The following is a 17380-nucleotide window of genomic DNA, read 5'->3' as shown; positions in this document are numbered from 1 at the left end:
CGGCTTCTCAGCGGTACGCACTGCATACAAAGGCAGCACGTGCGGCCCGATGGAGCAGCACGCCCCTGGTGCGCAGACGATCTCGGACGCGGGCACCGACATGGACGCCGACCTGCAGTCGGCGCGGTGTTGTGCGCTGCGCGCAGTTTTTGCCTGGAAGCCTTCGGCAACGTACGGGCCTCCGGCGTCCACGCAAAGCCGCTGCGCGGCCGGCTCCTCCGAGGTTCTCGGCACGCGGTCGCTGCGCTCCCTCACATCGCGCCGACAACCTCTCCTCCGCCTCCCTCCGGGTTGCGCTCCCACCTCCGACCCTGCTCGGCACTACGTGCCATCCAGGCAAAAAAACGCTGGGAGAGAAGGAAGAACAACCGAGCCAGACCACCCCCGCTGGCTTGACAAATCTGATTGAGAATCCTTACCCAGACCGGACACACCGACGCCGCCGAGAAGTGGGCCGAGCTGCACGCCTGGTCCCCGGTCAACGACGAGCACGACCCGCACCGCGGCGACCGGTGGGACGACTGATGCTCACCGTCTAATCGAAACCGTCATGCGTGCAGTGCACCATGACCTACCGGGTGCTCGAGAAGAAGGGCATCGAGTACACCACCGTCGACATCACCACCAACCCCGCAGCGCTCGCGTACGTCACGGAGGAGCTGGGCTACTCCGCCGCCCCCGTGGTCGTCGCGAGCGACCAGGACCACTGGTCGGGGTTCCGCCCCGACCTCATCGAGAAGCACGCCGCATGACCGGCCCGAACATCACCGGTGACGACTACCGGGCCGGGTACCTCGCCGGACAAGCCGACCGGCAAGGCGAAGTCGACTGGCTGGAGAACGAGGCCGACCGGCTCTACCGCCTCGCCTACGGCGACGAGTGCCGCGTCCAGGACCTCACCGTCACACGCGCCGAGCTCGAACAGCGCAGAGCGCTGTCCGAGCCGCCGGTCGAGGTCACCCGCCGCGACGCTCTGGCGTCCTGGGGCATCGAGACACCCGCCACCGACACCCCCGCGGCCGCGGCCGCGAACGAGAACCCGTCGACGCCGACGGGACCCACCAACCGCACGAGCAGGAGTCTCAATGACGACGTCAAGGCGCCCTACTTTCGTTTGAGCGTCGACGGGGACCTCCGAGGGGGTCGTGGCCGGGGCCGTCCCACAGCGCGCCTATCTCGATCGTCCCGATAGGGGACTGGTTGTCGAGCCTTGGAGGACCGGGCTCCTGCACGGACCAGCCCGTGTACGAGATGCTGATTGCATGCGTTTCACTCACGAACTCGGCGATGGATTCCGACTCGCGCTACGCACCCTCGACACCGTCGAGGAGATGCACGCTCTGACGGTGGCCAATCTTGAGCGTCTAAGGCAGTGGGAGCCATGGGCCTTCTACGACCAAACTCTCGATGGCACTGCTGCCTTCACTCGTGCTCAGCTGTCGGACTTCATCGCAGAATCCGTGTTGCCGACCGTCATCATGTCGGGCGATTCCATCATCGGTTCAGCGTCTCTTCGAATGAACTCCTACACGCAGACAGCGGAACTCGGGTACTGGATCGACGCCGCCACCGAGGGTCGCGGTGCCGTGACTCGCGCCTGCACCGCGCTGCTGACTGAGGTCCCAGCCCGCGGAATCCGTCGAGTCGAGATACGAACGGCGGTCGAGAACGTGCGCAGCTGGCGCGTTGCTGAGCGGCTCGGGTTCACCCGGGAAGGCGTCCTCACCAGCGCGCTGCCTCTAGGGGACAAACGACTGGACGTGGCGGTCTACGGGCGCACCTTCGCCCGCTGACGCCAGATCTTTAGTCCGCCGTTCGCCGTGCAGTGGTGGGAGAACGCTGTCAGGGGCCGCCGTGGAGCCACACGTTGCCGACGGCGACACGGAGCGATCGCAGAAACCGTTAGATACGGGGATCGGTCAGTGGGCGCTCGAAGCGGCGATCGGGTTTGACGAGGCGTAGTGCTCATCACCTCGGTTCAGCTCATCTGTGCAGAGCGAATCGGAGGCGCCGGGGTGAACGTGCGGTTGTCGCGCAGCAGGGCCCAAAGCACGCTCACGCGTCGTCGGGAGAGAGCGAGGAGCGCCTGCGTGTGCTTGTACCCTTCGCTACGTTTCTTGAGGTAAAGGTCGCGGTTTGGTCCTTCGCGGATGACGGAGGTCTGCGCTGAGAGGTAGAGCGAGCGGCGCAGATGTCGGTTGTACCGCTTCGGCCGGTGCATGTTCCCGGTCCGGCGTCCGGAGTCGCGCGGAACGGGTATCAGCCCGGCCGCTGCGGCGAGGTGGCCGTCGTCGGCGTAGTTGTCGAGTGGCCCGGCTGCGGCGAGGAATTCGGCTCCGAGGATCGGACCCATCCCGGGCATCGATTCGATGATCTCGGCCTGCGGGTGCGCGTGGAACATCGTGGTGATCTGGTTCTCCAGCGTTCGGAGACGCTTGTCGAGGGCGAGGATCTGCGTTGCGATGTCGGCGATGATCTGCGCCGCGATCGTCTCGTTCCCGATTTGCGTCTGTTGTCCGCTCGCGGCCTCGAGAGCAGCCTCCGCGACCGCCGGCGCGCCTTGCACGCCGCGGCGAGCCAGCCACTTCGTCAGGCGCACCTGCCCCATCCGGCGAAGCGCGGTGGGCGTCTGGTAGCCGGTGAGGAGGGTGAGAGCGCCCTTGTGTTTGGCGTAGTCGAACGCGCGGTCGAGGCGGGGGAAGATGCCGGTCAGGACGTCGCGGAGCCGGTTGAGCATGCGGACGCGATCAGCGACGAGATCGCCGCGATGTGCGATCAGGAGCTTGAGGTCGGCAATGATCTCGACCGGCAGCCTGATTGGGGTCAGGTCGTGCCGGTGCCGCGCCGTCTCGGCGATCACGTAGGCGTCGCGGGCGTCCGTCTTCGCTTCGCCTCGGTATGCGCCGGCCATCCGGTTGACGATCCGTCCGGGGACGTACAGCGCGGACTGTCCGTGGCTTGCGAGCAGCGCGAGAAGCAGCGCAGACGTGGTGCCGACGATGTCGACTGCCCAGGTGAAGTTCTCGCCGAGAGTAAGCACTTCGGCGAGCGGGTCGAGGATCGCACTTTCGTCGTTGCTGACCTTGCGCGACCAGAGCATCGCGCCCTGGTCGTCGATCGCTGTCACCCAGTGATGCGCCTTTCCTGCATCGATGCCCACCCAGATGTGAGCTTGTCGATCGTTCAACCCGTCCTCCTCAGTCGTGATCTGCCTCGTGTAAGCCCGAGGAGCACCCAACCGTCATCTCCGTAAACAGCGACCGAAACGCACATCTCAATTAGCGGCCAGGGGCACCCCAGAGGACCGGACGGCCACTCCTGCTGAGCCACACGATCGGCGACGACAGATAAGCCACATCCGGCCCCCTCGGGCCGCCACCAAACTTACGGAGACGACAGATGAGCACCAGGACCATCACCGGCAACCTCGCCGCCGACCCCGAGGCCGTGCAGGCGGGCCGCGTGCAGATCGTGAAGCTGCGCGTCATCGAGAACACCGGCGAATACCGCGCGGGGGAGTGGACCCCGCACGACGCCCCGACCACGCATTACGTGGAAGCGAAGTTCGAACTCGGCGAGCACGTCCTCGCCTCCCTCCACAAGGGAGACGCCGTGATCGTCGTCGGCTACGAGCGCACCGTCGCCTGGGGAGAAGGAGAGAACCGCCGCACCGGCCGCGTCCTCGAAGCCGACGCCATCGGCCCCAACCTCACCCGCGCGACCGCCGTCGTCACCACGACCACCCAACGCGCACCCCGCCGCCGCGCCGCCTCCGCGGCTGAGTAGGACTCGGTCCTCCGAGATACTCCGCCATCCGCCGCAGAGTTCGCCGTTCTACGGCCTATATTCGCGGTTCTCCGTAGAGGACGGAGGCGGTCCGGGGTTGGGCTGCTGGAAGCTGCCCACGCCCAGAGCGGCGAGTCCCGCGGACACCGCCGCGCCCAGAAGGCGGAAGACGATCACGAATGCCTTTCCGACGAACTTCAACACGTTTGCCATCACGAGACCATCGCTTTCCGGAACTGATCGCAACGCTAGTGGTTCCGAGCGAATCCCGGTGGGTTCTACTCCCAGCAGTTCTCGACGCGGAGCACGTAGAGGATGACGTGATCCTCCGGGATCGCTGCGCGCACTTCCGGGATCGCCGGGGCGCTCGTCGCCGCGTTGCTGCGCACCACCGTTGATGCCGATTCCGCGCGCGTCCGGTGTGCCAGTTCCCACATGCCTCCATCGTCGCATCCGACGCTGACACGACCCGCTCGGGCGTGGGGGCCGGCGGCGCCGGCCCGTGAGGGGCGACCCCCTCACGCTCCCCGGTGTCCCGTTCCGGGGCGCGAGCTGCACTCGCGCAGCGGCGACGGAGCACCGCCAATGGGAGGCCGCGATGCGGCCCGTTCCATCCGTTTTCTTCACCTCTCCGCGGTTTCAACCTATTTCGCTCCACCGGCTGCGTGCCACCGATCCCGGACGCGCCCTACGGGCTTATTTCGCCCGTGATCGGTGTCACTCCGCCGGCTCCACTCAAACGGTTTTCCCCGCCGGAGAGGCAAAGAAAAACGATCAGCCAGGAGCAGGAGCAACACACATGGACACCCTCGAAGCGATCCTCCGTGACCAGACGGTCACCTACCTCGTCAGCAAGAACATCCTCTGCCCGCGCACCGGGGCCGTTCTCGACTCGCGCACCTGTGTCGTCTTCAACGACGCGGACGGGGATCCCGCGGTCGTCATCTCGCCCGAGGGCTGGCAGCAGATCGCGAAGGAGCCCGCCACCCTCGACCGCCTCGCGGAGCGCGGGATCACCGTCGACATCAACACCGCGCTGGCCGCAACCCGCTGAGAGGAACAGACCATGTACCGCACCGACACCGACACCGGCCTCGCGACCCCCGATCAGGTCGCCCTCATCATCACCGACCAGCGCGCTCACTGGGACCAGAACGCCGACGACAGCGACGACGTGATGCTCGCCGCCGTCCGCAACGCCCACGCCCTGCCGGGCGCCGAGCCCGTCGAGGACGACAGCTCCGCCCTCGCCGCCGCACTGATCGCGTTCCTCACCCCGGACCCCGCCCGCACCGCACCGGTCATCGACGCCGACACCGGATGCGCGACGCCAGAGCAGATCGGCCTCATCGTCGCGTTCGAGCGCAACTACTACGAGGAGCACGAGAGCTACAGCACCGAACGGCTGCTCGCGGGCGTCCGCAACACGCTCACCCTCCCCGGGGTGTGGGTGCTCGGAGGGTTCCCCGTCCGGGAGGACGGCACCGACCACGCCGCCGCGCTGATCGCGTTCCTCATCCCGGCGGTGACTACGTGATCGAGCGCAGCCGTGTCGATGAGCGGCTCGGGGCCGCGCGCGCGGCTCATCAGCTCTCGCGCCTGTCCAGCGGCCGACTCCAGCAGGAGGCCGACCGTGTGCGCCTGCACGGCGAGCGGCTGACGGGGCTGAGTCGGAAGACGAGCCGCCGCCTGATCGAGCAGGAGGAGGCGATCCGAGCGAACCGGATCGCCGCGGCGGACAGCGCCGCTGAGCGGCGGCTCATCGTCGGAGTCGTCATCGCGACGGGCGCTCTTCTCGCGGTCGGGCTGCGGCTGATCCTCACCTCAGGGCAGCTCCCTCCTCTGTTCTGACGAGCGGGCCGCGCTGACTTGTTGTCATGCTTACAAGTCGGACCTCGCCCACCGTCCCGCCTCCGCCCGCGCATCCCGTCAGGGCGAGCAGCAGTGCTCCTGCCAGTGCGATCCCTGCGGTCGTCCGCCTCATCGTGTCCCCCGATCACTCCGCCGCGGCACGTCGCCGGGCGCGTCACCTCGACGCCAACAGCAGCCGCCCGCCCGGACGGAGTCGTCCTGGCGGGCGGGCAGCCCCCGTCCCGGTCACGCGCGCGGGATGACCACCGAGACGCTCGCGCGCGAGGCGCCCGAGACGGCCGTGACCGTGCCGGTGCCGGCGGCGATCGAGCTCTTGCCCGTGCGGAACACCTTGGTCACCGTGGCGCCCGGGGCGACCGCGGCCGAGGACGCCGTGCCGTAGGGCGTCACGACGGTCAGATCGGCGGCCGCGCGGCCGGTGTTCGTCGCCGTCACCGTGACGACGACCTTCCCGAGGATCAGCCGCGAGGTCGCCTTCGCGGTGACGGAGGCGCCGGGCGCAACGCTCGCTCCGGCCAGCGCCGTCGTCACGCCGTCGACGCGCGCGGTGATCGAGACGGTGCCGGCGGTGGAGCCGGTGCGGATCCGGGGGAGCGCGGCGACGCCGTCGGCGCCCGACAGCACCGCGGCGGTCGTCGCTCCGCTCTCGAAGGCCGCCGGCCCGGTGATCGCGAAGCCCACCGAGCGGCCCGCGAGGGCGCGACCAGAGGAATCGCGCACCAGCACGGACTGCGCGAGGTCGCGCGTCGTCGCGGTCGGCACGCTCTGCAGCGTCCCGCGCGCCTCCGCCGAGGCCGCGAGGGCGATGCCGTTCACCTCGATCTCGGCCACGCCCGTGGACCCGCCGTACTCGCCGGCTCCCCACGCCGTGAACACGAGCCGCAGCGCCGTCGTGGTCACCGGAGCGAACGTCGCGCGGTTCAGCACGTCGCGCTCGCGGCCGGGAGCCGCTCCGCTCACGGGAGTCCAGACGTCGCCGACCAGGTGCTCGACCCGCCACGACCGCGCGGGGATCAGCCCGCGTCCGTCGGCGTCGGCCGCGTCGCTCGCGAACAGCACCGAGGCGCTGTCGACGGTCACGGCGCTCGGCCAGCGCAGCTCGACGTGCTGCTCTCCGACCCGGGGCCAGGAGCCCCAGATCGTCGAGGCGGCGCCGTCGGCGACCGCTCCGACCGAGGTCCACGGCGAGGTGTACGAAGCGCTCGTCGACGAGGCGAGCGGAGCGATGTCGCCGACGTAGTCGGTGCACGGCACGGTCACGGTGACCGTCGCGGTCCGGGTGAGCTCGTCGATCCGGTCGACCCGCACGGACATGCCGGAGTTGAGCACTGCGCTCTCTCCGGCGAGCACGAACTCGTTCGCCTCGCTCGCGTCGCCCGGACGCTCGAGCAGGTCGCCGGCGTACGGCTGGCCCGGGTTCGAGCGCAGGATCTGCACGCCCGAGACGTCGCGGCGCACCTGGAAGGGACTCGTGTACGCGCCGCCGTCGGACGTCGTGTCGGCGCGGTCGTTGTACTGCGCCCAGTAGCGGATGCCCGTGTCCTGCGGGTCGTTCCAGGTGAGCGCACGCCGGCCGGCGGGTCCGGCTCCGAGGGTGTCGAGCGTCGTGGTGCGGGGTGCGCCGCAGACCGGCTGGCGGGTGTTCGGCAGCGTGCCCAGGCGCGCCAGCGACGGGGACGACAGCGGCAGGAACGACCAGGCGCCGCCCATCACGTCGGTCCGGTTGCCGTACTCCTCGCGGCGGCAGTCCGCGGGCAGCGGGGTGGAGGCGTAGTCGCGGGTCGTGGCGCAGTTCACGCTGTAGGCGTGCGGCAGCGAGAGGTTGTGGCCGAGCTCGTGCGCGAGGAAGTACGCGTCCGGTCCGGGCTGGAACGCGCGTCCGCCGTCATCGGGATCGCCGGACTGCTCGCCGTTGGCCCAGTTCGGGCACGGGTCACCCTCAGGCACCATGGCGACCAGGTGCTTGCCCGGTCCGCGCTGCCAGCCGGTCCTCTGCGCGATCCAGTCCTGCAGTCCGCCCGTGTTCGTGCAGCCGATCGGCTGGTCGACGACCTGCCAGTCGACGACCTGGTCGAGCTCGAAGCGGATCGCCCCGCTGGTCTCGCGGGAGTAGAACCGGTCGACGAGGTCGAGGGCGCGGACGGCGTCGGCGGTCGTGTACCCGCCCGGGACGGTGCCCTGCGGAGCGACGAGCGCGATCGTCACGCGGTGCGTCTGCACCTGGGCGCGCGCCGGGATCTCGACGTCGACGAAGTCGGCGTCGAGGGCGAGGGCGGCCTGCTGCGTCGTCGCGTCCGCCTCCGGCTCGATCACGGTGGGCTCGGCGTCTGGAGCCGCGACGGGGCGGTCCGGAGCGGGAGCGGGAGCGGCGGGAGCGGGGGCCACCGGAGCGGCCGCCGCTGGAGCCGCGGCGGGCCCTCCGGCGACGAGCCCGGAGGCCAGCAGCAGTCCGGTGAGCGCTCCAGGGAGCAGGGCGTGTCGTCGTCGCATGGTCGTCCTCTGGGTCGGTCCTCGCTGAGTGCCCCGAGCGGCAGCAGGCGGGGGCACGAGCTCCCGCCGACCTCCTCGCCGCTGAGGAGTCGGCTGACGTTACCGTGAACATCCGTGCAGGAACGGGCAGATGTCCCTCCGCGGCGGCCCCTTTCCGGGTGGGGACCAGAAATGACGAAGGCCGGGGGCGGGACCCCGGCCTTCAGCGACGATCAGATCTCGGTGTGCCCCAGATCCGCCGCGTCCAGCAGTCGGATCTCGGTCTCACATGCAGGGGTCGCAGGTGGGGGAGGGCCGGCCTTCCAGCCGGCCCGCGAGGGGCGATCCCCTCACACTCTCTAATGGTCGCGGCTGGCCTGGTGCCGGCTGTCAGGCTGGTCCTGGCTTGCTCGGGCGTGACTCATCACACTCTTGACCGCTGTGTCTTGCTGGGGACCTGTCCGTCCGAGCGAGCTAGTTCCGGCGTGACGCTGCGATGGCTTGATAGAAGGTTGTCCGCGACTTCGGCCGCGTGACTCGTTAGAGAGATGCCTCCGCGGCGCATCCCACCCGGATGACCCCTGAGGAGAAGAGGCCGCATGATCGTCGCCCACCGCTATGACCACGTCGTCGGAGTCGACACCCACGCCCGCACCCACACCTACGCAATCGTCGCTACCAAGACCGGCGAGATCCTCGGAACGAAAGCCTTCCCGGTCACGGCGACGGCGATCGACAGAGCGATCGCCTGGGTGCGAGGCATCGCGGGCGGGTCGGTTCTGTTCGCGATGGAGGGCACTGGCTCCTACGGTGCGTCGTTGGGTCGAGCGCTGCTGCGTGACGAGATCGTGTTCTGCGAGGTCCGGCCGCCGAAGAAGTCGAGCCGCGTCCGCGGCAAGACTGATGAAATCGACGCGATCGCTGCCGCGACCTCGGCTATGGGGATCGAGCTCGAGGCGCTGACTCGGCCGAAGGCCGACGGGCTGCGCAATGCACTCCGAGTGACGCTTGACGCCCGCCGAGATATGGAAGTTCGTCGCACGAGCGCCCGGAACCAGCTCAACGCGTTGATTCGTACCGCGGACTTCGGGCTCGACACGAGGCGGGCACTCACCGATCGTGGTGTGCAGCAGCTCGCCAATCTGGACGCTAATCGTTCCGACGTGGCTGAGCGCATCATCCGCGCTGAAGCTGTCCGGCTGGCCTCGACCGTGATCGATCTTGGACGGCAGATGCGACACAACCGCGAAGCGTTAGCTGAGCTGGTCGAGCTTCTCGCGCCCGGGCTGCAGCAGATCTACGGCGTCGGCCCGGTCACCGCCGCAGTGGCAGTCGCGGCATACTCCCACCCGGGCAGGGTGCGGAGCGAGGCTGCTTTCGCAGCTCTCGCCGGAGTGAACCCGATTCCGGCGTCATCGGGGAACACGACACGTCACCGGCTCAACCGTGGCGGTGACCGTCAGCTCAATCGCGCGCTCGACGTGATCGCTCGCGTACGGATGGTCTCCGAGGCGCGCACTCGCGCATACGTCGAGCGACGAACGTCAGAGGGCCGAACTGTCCGCGAGATCAGGCGCAGCGTCAAGCGATACATCGCACGTGAACTATTCAAGGCGCTACAGGTCCGCATGGTGTTGGGCACGTAGCCGTGTGAGTCGACGCCGAGCACGATACGAGGGCGCCTGTTCGGCCGTCTACGGGGCGTCAGGGGTGACGAGTCTTACGCGAGGGTCGTGGAGTCCTGATCATCTAAGCGGAACACTGCGCAGCGCGGCGCGGCCGCTGCGAAATCGGCAGCGCTCGCCTCCGGGCCGACTTCGAAGATCTGAGCGGCGACTTTTCGGCCCTGGCTGTGCTGATGCCAGTACGCGCTGAGGATCGGGCCGCGCTGTTCAAGGGTCATCTCGGTGAAATTCACTGCCTCTCGTCGTCGGCCGCGCTGGATCTCGCCACGGCCGGCAGCCCTCACGTTCTTGACCCAGGACATCTTCTGTCCGGCGACCACGTACCGAGCCCCGTCCACGACAACGATCGAGACGGGTGTGGAGCGCGGCTCGCCGGAGACTCGGCCGACCACGGTCAGAACATGCGGAGGACCGGTGGTGATACCGATGTTGTTGAGGAACACGATCACCCTGTTGGCGTACTTCAGGAACGGGGGAAGGTTCTTGTCTTGTGGCATGTCCTACGACCTCGCTTCAGAACACGCGGCCCGTCGGGCTCGCTGCGGCGTCCAGTATCCACCGGGACCCCGTCGACTCCCTGACCGGCGCCGTGGGGTCTCAGGCCGAGACGACGACCGACCGCTTCATCGCGTGTTGGGTCTTGACTCGAAGCCATAGAAGGGTCCCCGAGTGCCCCGTTGCGGGGCGCGAGCTGCGCGCGCGCGGCGGTGACGGAGCACCGCACGTCGAAAGCCGTGATGCGGCCCAGTCTCCGAAGCCTCCGGCTCGGGGTTCATCCCTCGACGTAGCGTGCGCAGTCGCCGGAACCGTGCACATCTGCCGGATCGGCGCAGTGCAGGAGTGACCAGCTGGCACCCACGCCCGTGGGCTCTTCAAGACCGTTGTGGCGATCGAACGCTGTCGTCGTGTACACGTCGACGCCGTCGATCGAGCCACCGACGAACGCGAACGAGACGATCGGGTCACCTTCGGTGGTCGGTGTGCTCCAAGCCAGTTCCGCATCCTCTCCTGCGAGGGCGGCCGTCGCGAGGCAGGCTCGAGCCTCGCTAGGCAGGTCACTTCCTTGCTCAAGAACGTATTCGCCGCAGCTTGAACTGGCGTCGCTAACGGCGACGACGCCACCAGCATCAGGAAGGTTGCGAGCGGCGACGATCGGATCGCCGTTCGGCGCTTTCGACGCAGGTTCAGGCGCAGTCGCGGAGCAACCGCTGGCCAGAGTAAGCACCGCGATCGCGATCGCAGCTACCGTCAGGCGGTTCATCCGCCCACCGTATCCGCCAGCGCCGCATACCAGCCAAGGAACCAAGCGGGCGGGCCGGCGCCGCCCGCCCGTGAGGGGCGGCCCCCTCACGCTCCCCGGTGTCCCGTTCCGGGGCGCGAGCTGCACTCGCGCAGCGGCGACGGAGCACCGCTCACGGGAGGCCGCGATGCGGCCCGTTCCACCCGTTTTCTTCACCTCTCCGCGGTTTCAACCTATTTCGCTCCACCGGCTCCGTGCCACCGATAGCGGACGCGCCCTGCGGGCTTATTTCGCCCGCTATCGGCGTCACTGCGCCGCCTCCACTCAAACGGTTTTCCCCGCCGGAGAGGCAAAGAAAAACGATCAGCCAGAGGGAGCACCCACACCATGCAGACCGCCACCGACTTGCAGACCACCGCGAAGACCTACCTCACGCTCGCGAACACCCGCGCGGTCGACGTCCGCGTCGTGGGCACCGACCCCAAGACGACGCCCTCGGTACACGTCACCCGCCGCAAGTCCGGCGTCTGGGAAGCGTGGCACTCCGACCAGCTGCACGGCATCACCAGCGGCTCGTTCCGCCACTGCATCACTCACGCCCGCCGCGCAGCGATCCGCCGCGTCGCCCCGTTCCTGAACCGCTGAGAGGACCACACCATGACCCGCACCGACACCGGCCGCGCGAGCGCCGACCAGCTCGCCCTCATCCTCGCGACCAGCCGCGACGAGGACCCGGAGAACGCCACCGCGACCGACGCGGAGATCCTCACGCACACCCGCAACACGCTCGGACTGCCGGGGGAGTGCGGACCCGGCGGGATGCCCGTCTACGACGACGGCACCGCCGAGGCCGCCGCGTTGATCGCGTTCCTGACGCCCGCCGAGTAGCGCGGGGGAGGGGCCGGCCTTCGGGCCGGCCACGAGGGGCGATCCCCTCGCGCTCCCCCGTGTTCCGCCGGAGGCGGGACGCGAGCTCCGCACGCGCAGCGGTGACGGAGCACCGCCGGCGGGAGCCGCTACGCGGCGAGTCCTTTGCTCGCCTGGTTACTGGCCTGGCTCACGCTCGGCATCGCGTTCCTCGTGGGACACGCGGTCATGCGTGGTCATCGGTTGCGAGGAAGTCAGACCTCCGGCGCCCAGATGTCGACTACGCCGGCCTGCAGGCGCATCTCGCCGAGTTTCAGTTGCTTGCGAAGACGAAGCCGGGTGTAGGGAACCAGGACCACCAGCGCGATGCCCTCCCGATGTTCCGACTCGACTCGGATGGCATCACCGCTCCCGCTGATCGTGACCACGCTGACGTACGCGACCGCCCGTAACGACTGCCGATTCTCTCTGCTCGCACGCCGGAGCTCGTCGAGGTCCGCCTGGGACGAGTTGTTCCCGCGACCCGGCTCCGGCTCCACCATGCTCAGAACGCTGCGCCCGTCGGTGTCGATCGAGGCGGAGAACGGGCCGAGCTCACCGCGCTTTCCGAGAGCCTCAACGGCGCGGGTCATCGTCAGATCGAGCAGGCCGTCGAGATCCTCTTGCGCTTCGGCTGACGCCGTCTCACGCCACATCATCATCTGCACACAGTGCCACAGGCCGCTTTCTCGCGCCGGACGGAACTGCGGTCGCGCAGACGGTCAAAGCCTCACCCGTCTCCCCGTTCGGGGGCGCGAGCTCCGCTCGAGCAGCGGCGCCAGAGCACCGCCGGCGAGAGCCGCTACGCGGCGCGATTCTAGGTTTTCTTCACCTCATCGGGAGCGCGATCTTCCTGGAATCGGATCGTCGTGGAGGCCGCGGGCGCCTTCCACGTCGTCAGGCGGGCTTGTGAGTTTTCAGGTGAAGGCCCGTCGCGTGACCGTTCGATCGCTCGAGCACCGAGCGCCGCGGGTGTAGTGGCCGATTAGGAGGCGCAGGGCCGCTGTGACAGGGCTACTGTGAGCCTCAGAACGAAGGAGTACACGTGCCCCTGTGGATGAAAAGACACCCCGTCTGTGTGGGCGCGTTCCTCGGAGCCATCGTCGCGATCCTCTACAGCGCCCCTTTCGTCTCCTTGCTGTTCCAGTACAACGACTTCAGCGATGGGAACCAAATCGCCATTGGCGTCGTCGGTTTTGTCGGTTTCTTCATCGTGACAGTCATCCTCGGGGCGATCGTGGGCACCTACAGCGCAGTCGGTGCACTCGCAAGCCGAGCGGTGGTCCGCCGCGCCTGCCGCCGGCTGACCGTCACGCGCGAGTCGATCGGGGCCGCACTCGGTAGCTCTATCGCGGTCAGCGTCCCGCTGCTTCCCGCGGGCCTCACCGAACCTACGTACGTCCCCGCGTTCGGGTTCGTTCCGCTCCCGGCCTTCCTCGTCGCCGGGATCATCGCAGGTGGCGCCGCCTACGCCGTCAATCGCGTACAGATCCGACCGCAGTCGATCTGAGTTCCGCGCCGAAAGCATCGAGCAACCGCTCAGGTCGGTGAACGGTGCAGGCCAGCCTGTGAGGGGCGAACCCCTCATGCTCCCCTAGGGAGCACGGCTTCAGTGGAAGTTGAGCGTGGAAGGCGCAGGTGCCTTCCACGACTCCTCCTGGTACGAGCGCGGGTCGTGAGCCTCGCGAGGCGGCTCCCCGAACGGATCCGTCGGAAGCGCCGCCGGCGCTGTGGTGAACTTCGCGCGGAGCAATGCGGCGATGGATCGAATGCGGTAGATCACGGCGTTCATGTCGTTCTCCCGTCCGGGGTGATCAAGCGTCACCTAGCCGAAGCCTACCGACGTCGTTTCTCCGGTGGGGCGCGAGCTTCGCACGCGCAGCGGTGACGGAGCACCGCCGGCGGGAGCCGCTACGCGGCCGGATTACCCGTTTTCTTCACCTCTCCGCGGTTTCAACCTATCTCGCTCCGTCGGCTACGTGCCGTCTCTCTCGGACGCGGTCGCACGCTCCCTTATTTCGCCCAAGAGAGCCGTCACTCCGCCGACTCCACTCAATTGGTTTTCACTCGCCGGAGAGGCAAAGAAAAACGATCAGGAAGACGACAAAAGCCCCGTAGTGCGGCTAACACCACGGGACTCGTCACCTTCATGGTCGCACACCGATCAAGGAGAAACCATCGTGACTATCACCACCGGAACCGGGACCGTTCAGCACATCGACCCGACCGTCCTCGTGATCGAGGCGAACGTCCGCACCAGCGCCCCGCTGACGAAGGACTTCATCGCGTCGATCCGCGAGAACGGCGTCATCACCCCGGTCCTCGCTCGCCGCGACGAGCACGGAAACGTCATCGTCCGCGCCGGACAGCGCCGCACTCTCGCCGCCCGCGAGGCCGGAGTGCCCACGATCCCGGTCTACGTCGTGGAGGGCGACGAGACGACCGCCGACCGGATCGTTCAGCAGATCATCGAGAACGACCAGCGCGCCGAGCTGAGCGTCGCGGATCGCACCGCCGCGTGGGCGCAGCTCGCGTTCGAGGGCGTCTCCGCCGCTGCGATCGCCAAGCGCACCGGCACCAAGACCGACGCGGTGTAGAAGGGCCTCGCGGTCGCGGAGTCCGCGACCGTCACGTCCGTTCTGCACGAGCACGAGCTGACCCTGGACCAGGCGGCGGTGCTGTTGGAGTTCGAGGACGACGCCGACGCCCGCGCGACCCTGATCGAGGTCGCCATACACGACCCGGCCCGGTTCGAGCACACCGCGCAGACCCTCCGCGACGAGGCCGCGCACCAGGGGCTCCTCGCGGCGACCGCCGCCGAGTACACCGGCAACGTCTTCCAGATCCTCACCCGCTCCGACGCTTACGGCGACCAGGCGACGTGGACGCCGGTGCGGCAGCTGCGTGGCGAGGACGGGAAGAGCGTCACCCCCGAGCAGGTCGCCGTCGCTTCCGGCCGCGGAGTGCTCATCGACACCAGCTGGCGCGGCGAGGTCGAGGTCACGCTCCTCGTCCAGGCCCGACCGCCGCCGGATTCACCTACGCCTACGGAGCCCCCGAGCAACCGCAGACCGAGGAGGAGCGTGCTGAGAAGTCCGCGGAGCGGAAGGTTCTCATCGCCAACAACAAGGCGTGGAACGCGGCCGAGAAGGTGCGCCGCGAGTGGATCGCGACGTTCCTCGCTCGCAAGACCCTCCCCAAGGACGCGGATCGCGTCATCGCCCTCGGTCTCACCGCTCACCGGTTCGCCGTGTCCTCCGGGATGACGGGCGGCAGCGACCTTGCGCACGCGCTGCTGCGCATCGAGCGCCCCTCCGGCTACCGTTCTGCGTTCGGGCAGAGGACGTGGACGGCGCCGCGAAGCGTTCCCGGCGCACGCGGCGGCCGGCGGTCGCGTACTTCTCGGAAACACCGCGCAGCTCGGCCGCGTTCTCCGCGGACAGATCTATTTCGTAGTTCACGCCCTCGATCGAAAATTTCACGGTTCCACCGGCGGCGATCGCGGAGCCGTTCAGATCATCGATCAGAGTCAGCGTCTGTGCCATCAGGGGTATCTCCAAGCAGAGGGAAAGGGCGGCCGTCTTGTTTCCAGCAGTCGTCCACTCCCGGCCCGTCGCCCTGTTCTGTGCGGCGCAAACCTAGCCTGGCAGAGTAATGCTCGTAGCCGCGAGCGGACCGTGCGAGCCGCCTTCTCGGATCGGTTCAGCGGGTGCAAGTGGTCACGGTGTCGACCGGAGACGGCCGTGGAGCCGATGCCCGTCGACGCCGCGTCGTGGGCGGCGGGGAGGGATACGTCGCAGAGTTCTGCTTTTCGGGCGTCACTGGGCCAGTCCGCGAGAGCTGCCTATACCCGTGTCGCGGACAGTGCCGTTCGTGCAAGCCGCCCGAGGTCTCGTGCGACCAGGCACTCCAGCCGGCGCCAGTCCTCCGCTGTGAGGAGTAGGTACTTGTGTCGCGCGAGCTCCCTCTCCCCTCGAATTCTTCAAGGTCTGAGATGAAACGACCAGAACGATAAACATCTTCCGGGTTTCACATGGCGTTTTGGCTTCCAAGATCAAGGAACTGAAGCGTTAGGTGGCGGCTTCGGGTCGTGTGGATACTTTGCTCGCAAGGGGGTGGGGCGCAACATGGATGAGAGCCGCAGGGAACACCTCATCAGGTGCTTCCCTGCGGCTATCATCGATAAGTGCGTTTATTGTCTAGAACTATTACTCGCCAAAATCTCGACGCGAACGGATAACAGAATAAACAAGGAGAGTCACGGCGCCGACAAGCGGAATCAGAACAGTGACCAGGAGCCAGGCCAACTTCTCACCACGTGGAGCGGAGCGCCTCCAGTTGACCACGAGAGCCAGCGTGGTCAGTGCTACATACAATGTGATCCAGGCATAGCTTGCGATGTCGAGTCCAAGCCCTGGGCTGATCTCATCTGTCACGTTACTCATTGATGTTCTCCTTAGGACTGGGTCGCCCAGGCGCGGTCTCCGCCGACATTCAGAGCAACCCAGACGTTCCAGCTTCCCCAAGGAGCCGTCACGTCGCGCTGTCCTCGGAGTACTGCCGGGCCGGAGAACCCCTCACTCATCTTCTTGACCGTGAAAGTTGGGCTCGAGCACGTCATCGGGCTGCATCGCTGCCACGTCATGCCTGTTCCGATGATCTGATCGTAGCCGCCCTGAATAAGTGAGTAGCTGGCTACGAACCCGGCCTGGATCGCGCCGGCCGACCATGTCGCTGTGACCGAGCACCCATTCGAGTTCTGGTATCCCGAGCCCGTCTGCACGGAGCAACCGCCGATCTGAGCCATTGTGGCGACTCCTCCAGGAGTGCCGGATGGGCTCTCCACTGCAACAGTGTTCGCGGAACCGTCCGGAAAGATCGACACTGTCACGAGGTCTCCATCGTCGGCTAGCGGGCCATCTCCTATTTGAACGTAGGAGTGAGACGAAACGGGTTCCGCGCCCAAGAATGCGTCCACGGGCTGTCCGCTTTCGAGTTTGGAGACCAGCGCTTCGACGGTGGCAGGTTCGGTACCGAGTGATGCATAGCCGGCGCGCATATCCGCCCACGGATCTTCTGTCGGGGCTGCTGTCGAGAGCGGTGCGGCTGCTCCGGCGCCAAGAAGTACTGCGACCACGCATGCAAGACCTCGGATCTTTTCGGAGAGGGTTTTGAGTTCGATCGACGACATGTTGTACTTCCCTTCAATCGGCGGGTTCTCGACGGACGCAGGCTTGCATCCGCAGTCGCAGAACCGTCTCATTGAGGCTCGTGAGTGTCAAGAGTCATCGTCCGAGTGGCGGGATAAGTGGCGCACTCGGATATGGAGTTGTACTCGCCTTTCAGTGAGTGCGACTCTGGTTGTACTTGAAAGCCAAATCGGACCCGGCTTGCGGGCTCATTTTGCGCGGAAGCGGCGGGC

The 17380-nt window shown here is 67.5% G+C and carries 20 protein-coding genes and 1 pseudogene; 12 read left to right on the top strand and 9 right to left on the bottom strand.

Going from position 1 to position 17380, the window contains the following annotated elements; all coding sequences use genetic code 11:
• Positions 1–539: 539 nt before the first annotated feature.
• The 3 genes and pseudogenes from nrdH to C5C44_RS03260 all read left to right on the top strand — a co-directional run.
• Positions 540–752: pseudogene (nrdH, locus tag C5C44_RS03270) on the top strand (glutaredoxin-like protein NrdH); the annotation flags it as partial.
• Positions 749–1192: a hypothetical protein gene (locus tag C5C44_RS03265; RefSeq protein WP_104335281.1), complete on the top strand. Its 444-nt coding sequence runs from the start codon at positions 749–751 to the stop codon at positions 1190–1192. The pseudogene nrdH and the gene C5C44_RS03265, both read left to right, overlap by 4 nt.
• A 70-nt stretch (positions 1193–1262) precedes the next feature.
• A complete protein-coding gene (locus C5C44_RS03260) occupies positions 1263–1793 on the top strand; it encodes a GNAT family N-acetyltransferase (protein WP_104247073.1) in 531 nt (176 codons plus the stop codon).
• Positions 1794–1978: 185 nt separating this feature from the next.
• Here C5C44_RS03260 and C5C44_RS03255 read toward each other — a convergent pair whose 3' ends face one another.
• Positions 1979–3187: an IS110 family transposase gene (locus tag C5C44_RS03255; protein ID WP_104226504.1), complete on the bottom strand. Its 1209-nt coding sequence runs from the start codon at positions 3185–3187 to the stop codon at positions 1979–1981.
• A gap of 212 nt (positions 3188–3399) precedes the next feature.
• Between C5C44_RS03255 and C5C44_RS03250 the strand changes: the two genes are divergently transcribed.
• Positions 3400–3786 carry a single-stranded DNA-binding protein gene (locus C5C44_RS03250; RefSeq protein WP_104226503.1) on the top strand — a complete coding sequence of 129 codons (387 nt, stop codon included), beginning with the start codon at positions 3400–3402 and terminating at the stop codon, positions 3784–3786.
• A gap of 278 nt (positions 3787–4064) precedes the next feature.
• Here C5C44_RS03250 and C5C44_RS16905 read toward each other — a convergent pair whose 3' ends face one another.
• On the bottom strand, positions 4065–4223 hold the full coding sequence (locus tag C5C44_RS16905) for a hypothetical protein (protein ID WP_181132683.1): 159 nt from the start codon (positions 4221–4223) through the stop codon (positions 4065–4067).
• 362 nt (positions 4224–4585) lie between these two features.
• Between C5C44_RS16905 and C5C44_RS03245 the strand changes: the two genes are divergently transcribed.
• Genes C5C44_RS03245 through C5C44_RS03235 form a run of 3 tightly spaced genes read left to right on the top strand, consistent with a single transcriptional unit; the run spans position 4586 to position 5637 of the window.
• A complete protein-coding gene (locus tag C5C44_RS03245; RefSeq protein ID WP_104223237.1) occupies positions 4586–4840 on the top strand; it encodes a hypothetical protein in 255 nt (84 codons plus the stop codon).
• Between the two features lie 12 nt (positions 4841–4852).
• Positions 4853–5323 (top strand): hypothetical protein, encoded by a 471-nt coding sequence (locus C5C44_RS03240; protein ID WP_104223236.1) that lies wholly within the window; start codon positions 4853–4855, stop codon positions 5321–5323.
• Positions 5320–5637 (top strand): hypothetical protein, encoded by a 318-nt coding sequence (locus C5C44_RS03235; RefSeq protein ID WP_104335280.1) that lies wholly within the window; start codon positions 5320–5322, stop codon positions 5635–5637. The genes C5C44_RS03240 and C5C44_RS03235 overlap by 4 nt, the downstream gene beginning before the upstream one ends.
• Positions 5638–5883: 246 nt before the next feature.
• Here the strand turns inward: C5C44_RS03235 and C5C44_RS16900 are convergent, their stop codons facing one another.
• Entirely contained in the window at positions 5884–8148 is a 2265-nt protein-coding gene (locus C5C44_RS16900; protein ID WP_181027133.1) for an Ig-like domain-containing protein, read from the bottom strand.
• A gap of 578 nt (positions 8149–8726) precedes the next feature.
• On the opposite strand from C5C44_RS16900, the gene C5C44_RS03225 reads away from it, so the two are divergent.
• Entirely contained in the window at positions 8727–9773 is a 1047-nt protein-coding gene (locus C5C44_RS03225; protein WP_104335279.1) for an IS110 family transposase, read from the top strand.
• Positions 9774–9847: 74 nt separating this feature from the next.
• Here C5C44_RS03225 and C5C44_RS03220 read toward each other — a convergent pair whose 3' ends face one another.
• Both C5C44_RS03220 and C5C44_RS16640 read right to left on the bottom strand, forming a co-directional pair.
• Positions 9848–10309: a nitroreductase family deazaflavin-dependent oxidoreductase gene (locus tag C5C44_RS03220; protein ID WP_104225209.1), complete on the bottom strand. Its 462-nt coding sequence runs from the start codon at positions 10307–10309 to the stop codon at positions 9848–9850.
• A gap of 275 nt (positions 10310–10584) precedes the next feature.
• Positions 10585–11073, bottom strand: a complete 489-nt coding sequence (locus tag C5C44_RS16640) for a hypothetical protein (protein ID WP_146084294.1) — start codon at positions 11071–11073, stop codon at positions 10585–10587.
• 366 nt (positions 11074–11439) lie between these two features.
• Here C5C44_RS16640 and C5C44_RS03215 point away from each other — a divergent pair, with 366 nt between their 5' ends.
• Together C5C44_RS03215 and C5C44_RS03210 are read left to right on the top strand one after the other, a co-directional pair.
• A complete protein-coding gene (locus C5C44_RS03215) occupies positions 11440–11697 on the top strand; it encodes a hypothetical protein (RefSeq protein ID WP_104335278.1) in 258 nt (85 codons plus the stop codon).
• 12 nt (positions 11698–11709) lie between these two features.
• Positions 11710–11940: a hypothetical protein gene (locus tag C5C44_RS03210; protein WP_104335277.1), complete on the top strand. Its 231-nt coding sequence runs from the start codon at positions 11710–11712 to the stop codon at positions 11938–11940.
• Between the two features lie 233 nt (positions 11941–12173).
• Here C5C44_RS03210 and C5C44_RS03205 read toward each other — a convergent pair whose 3' ends face one another.
• Positions 12174–12620 (bottom strand): hypothetical protein, encoded by a 447-nt coding sequence (locus tag C5C44_RS03205; protein WP_104335276.1) that lies wholly within the window; start codon positions 12618–12620, stop codon positions 12174–12176.
• Positions 12621–13003: 383 nt separating this feature from the next.
• On the opposite strand from C5C44_RS03205, the gene C5C44_RS03200 reads away from it, so the two are divergent.
• Both C5C44_RS03200 and C5C44_RS16895 read left to right on the top strand, forming a co-directional pair.
• A complete protein-coding gene (locus C5C44_RS03200; RefSeq protein WP_146084293.1) occupies positions 13004–13468 on the top strand; it encodes a hypothetical protein in 465 nt (154 codons plus the stop codon).
• Positions 13469–14138: 670 nt separating this feature from the next.
• A complete protein-coding gene (locus tag C5C44_RS16895; RefSeq protein WP_181132681.1) occupies positions 14139–14555 on the top strand; it encodes a ParB/RepB/Spo0J family partition protein in 417 nt (138 codons plus the stop codon).
• A gap of 633 nt (positions 14556–15188) precedes the next feature.
• Here C5C44_RS16895 and C5C44_RS03180 read toward each other — a convergent pair.
• The 3 genes from C5C44_RS03180 to C5C44_RS16635 form a co-directional block, all read right to left on the bottom strand.
• Positions 15189–15503 carry a histone-like nucleoid-structuring protein Lsr2 gene (locus C5C44_RS03180; protein WP_104335271.1) on the bottom strand — a complete coding sequence of 105 codons (315 nt, stop codon included), beginning with the start codon at positions 15501–15503 and terminating at the stop codon, positions 15189–15191.
• Positions 15504–16166: 663 nt separating this feature from the next.
• Complete coding sequence (locus C5C44_RS17510; protein WP_104335270.1) at positions 16167–16403, bottom strand: PLDc N-terminal domain-containing protein; 237 nt, start codon at positions 16401–16403, stop codon at positions 16167–16169.
• Positions 16404–16414: 11 nt separating this feature from the next.
• A complete protein-coding gene (locus C5C44_RS16635; protein WP_146084292.1) occupies positions 16415–17221 on the bottom strand; it encodes a hypothetical protein in 807 nt (268 codons plus the stop codon).
• Positions 17222–17380 lie beyond the last annotated feature (159 nt).

This window comes from Rathayibacter sp. AY1F6, from assembly GCF_002932035.1.
Lineage (GTDB): Bacteria > Actinomycetota > Actinomycetes > Actinomycetales > Microbacteriaceae > Rathayibacter.
This window is presented reverse-complemented; position numbering and strand designations above follow the sequence as displayed.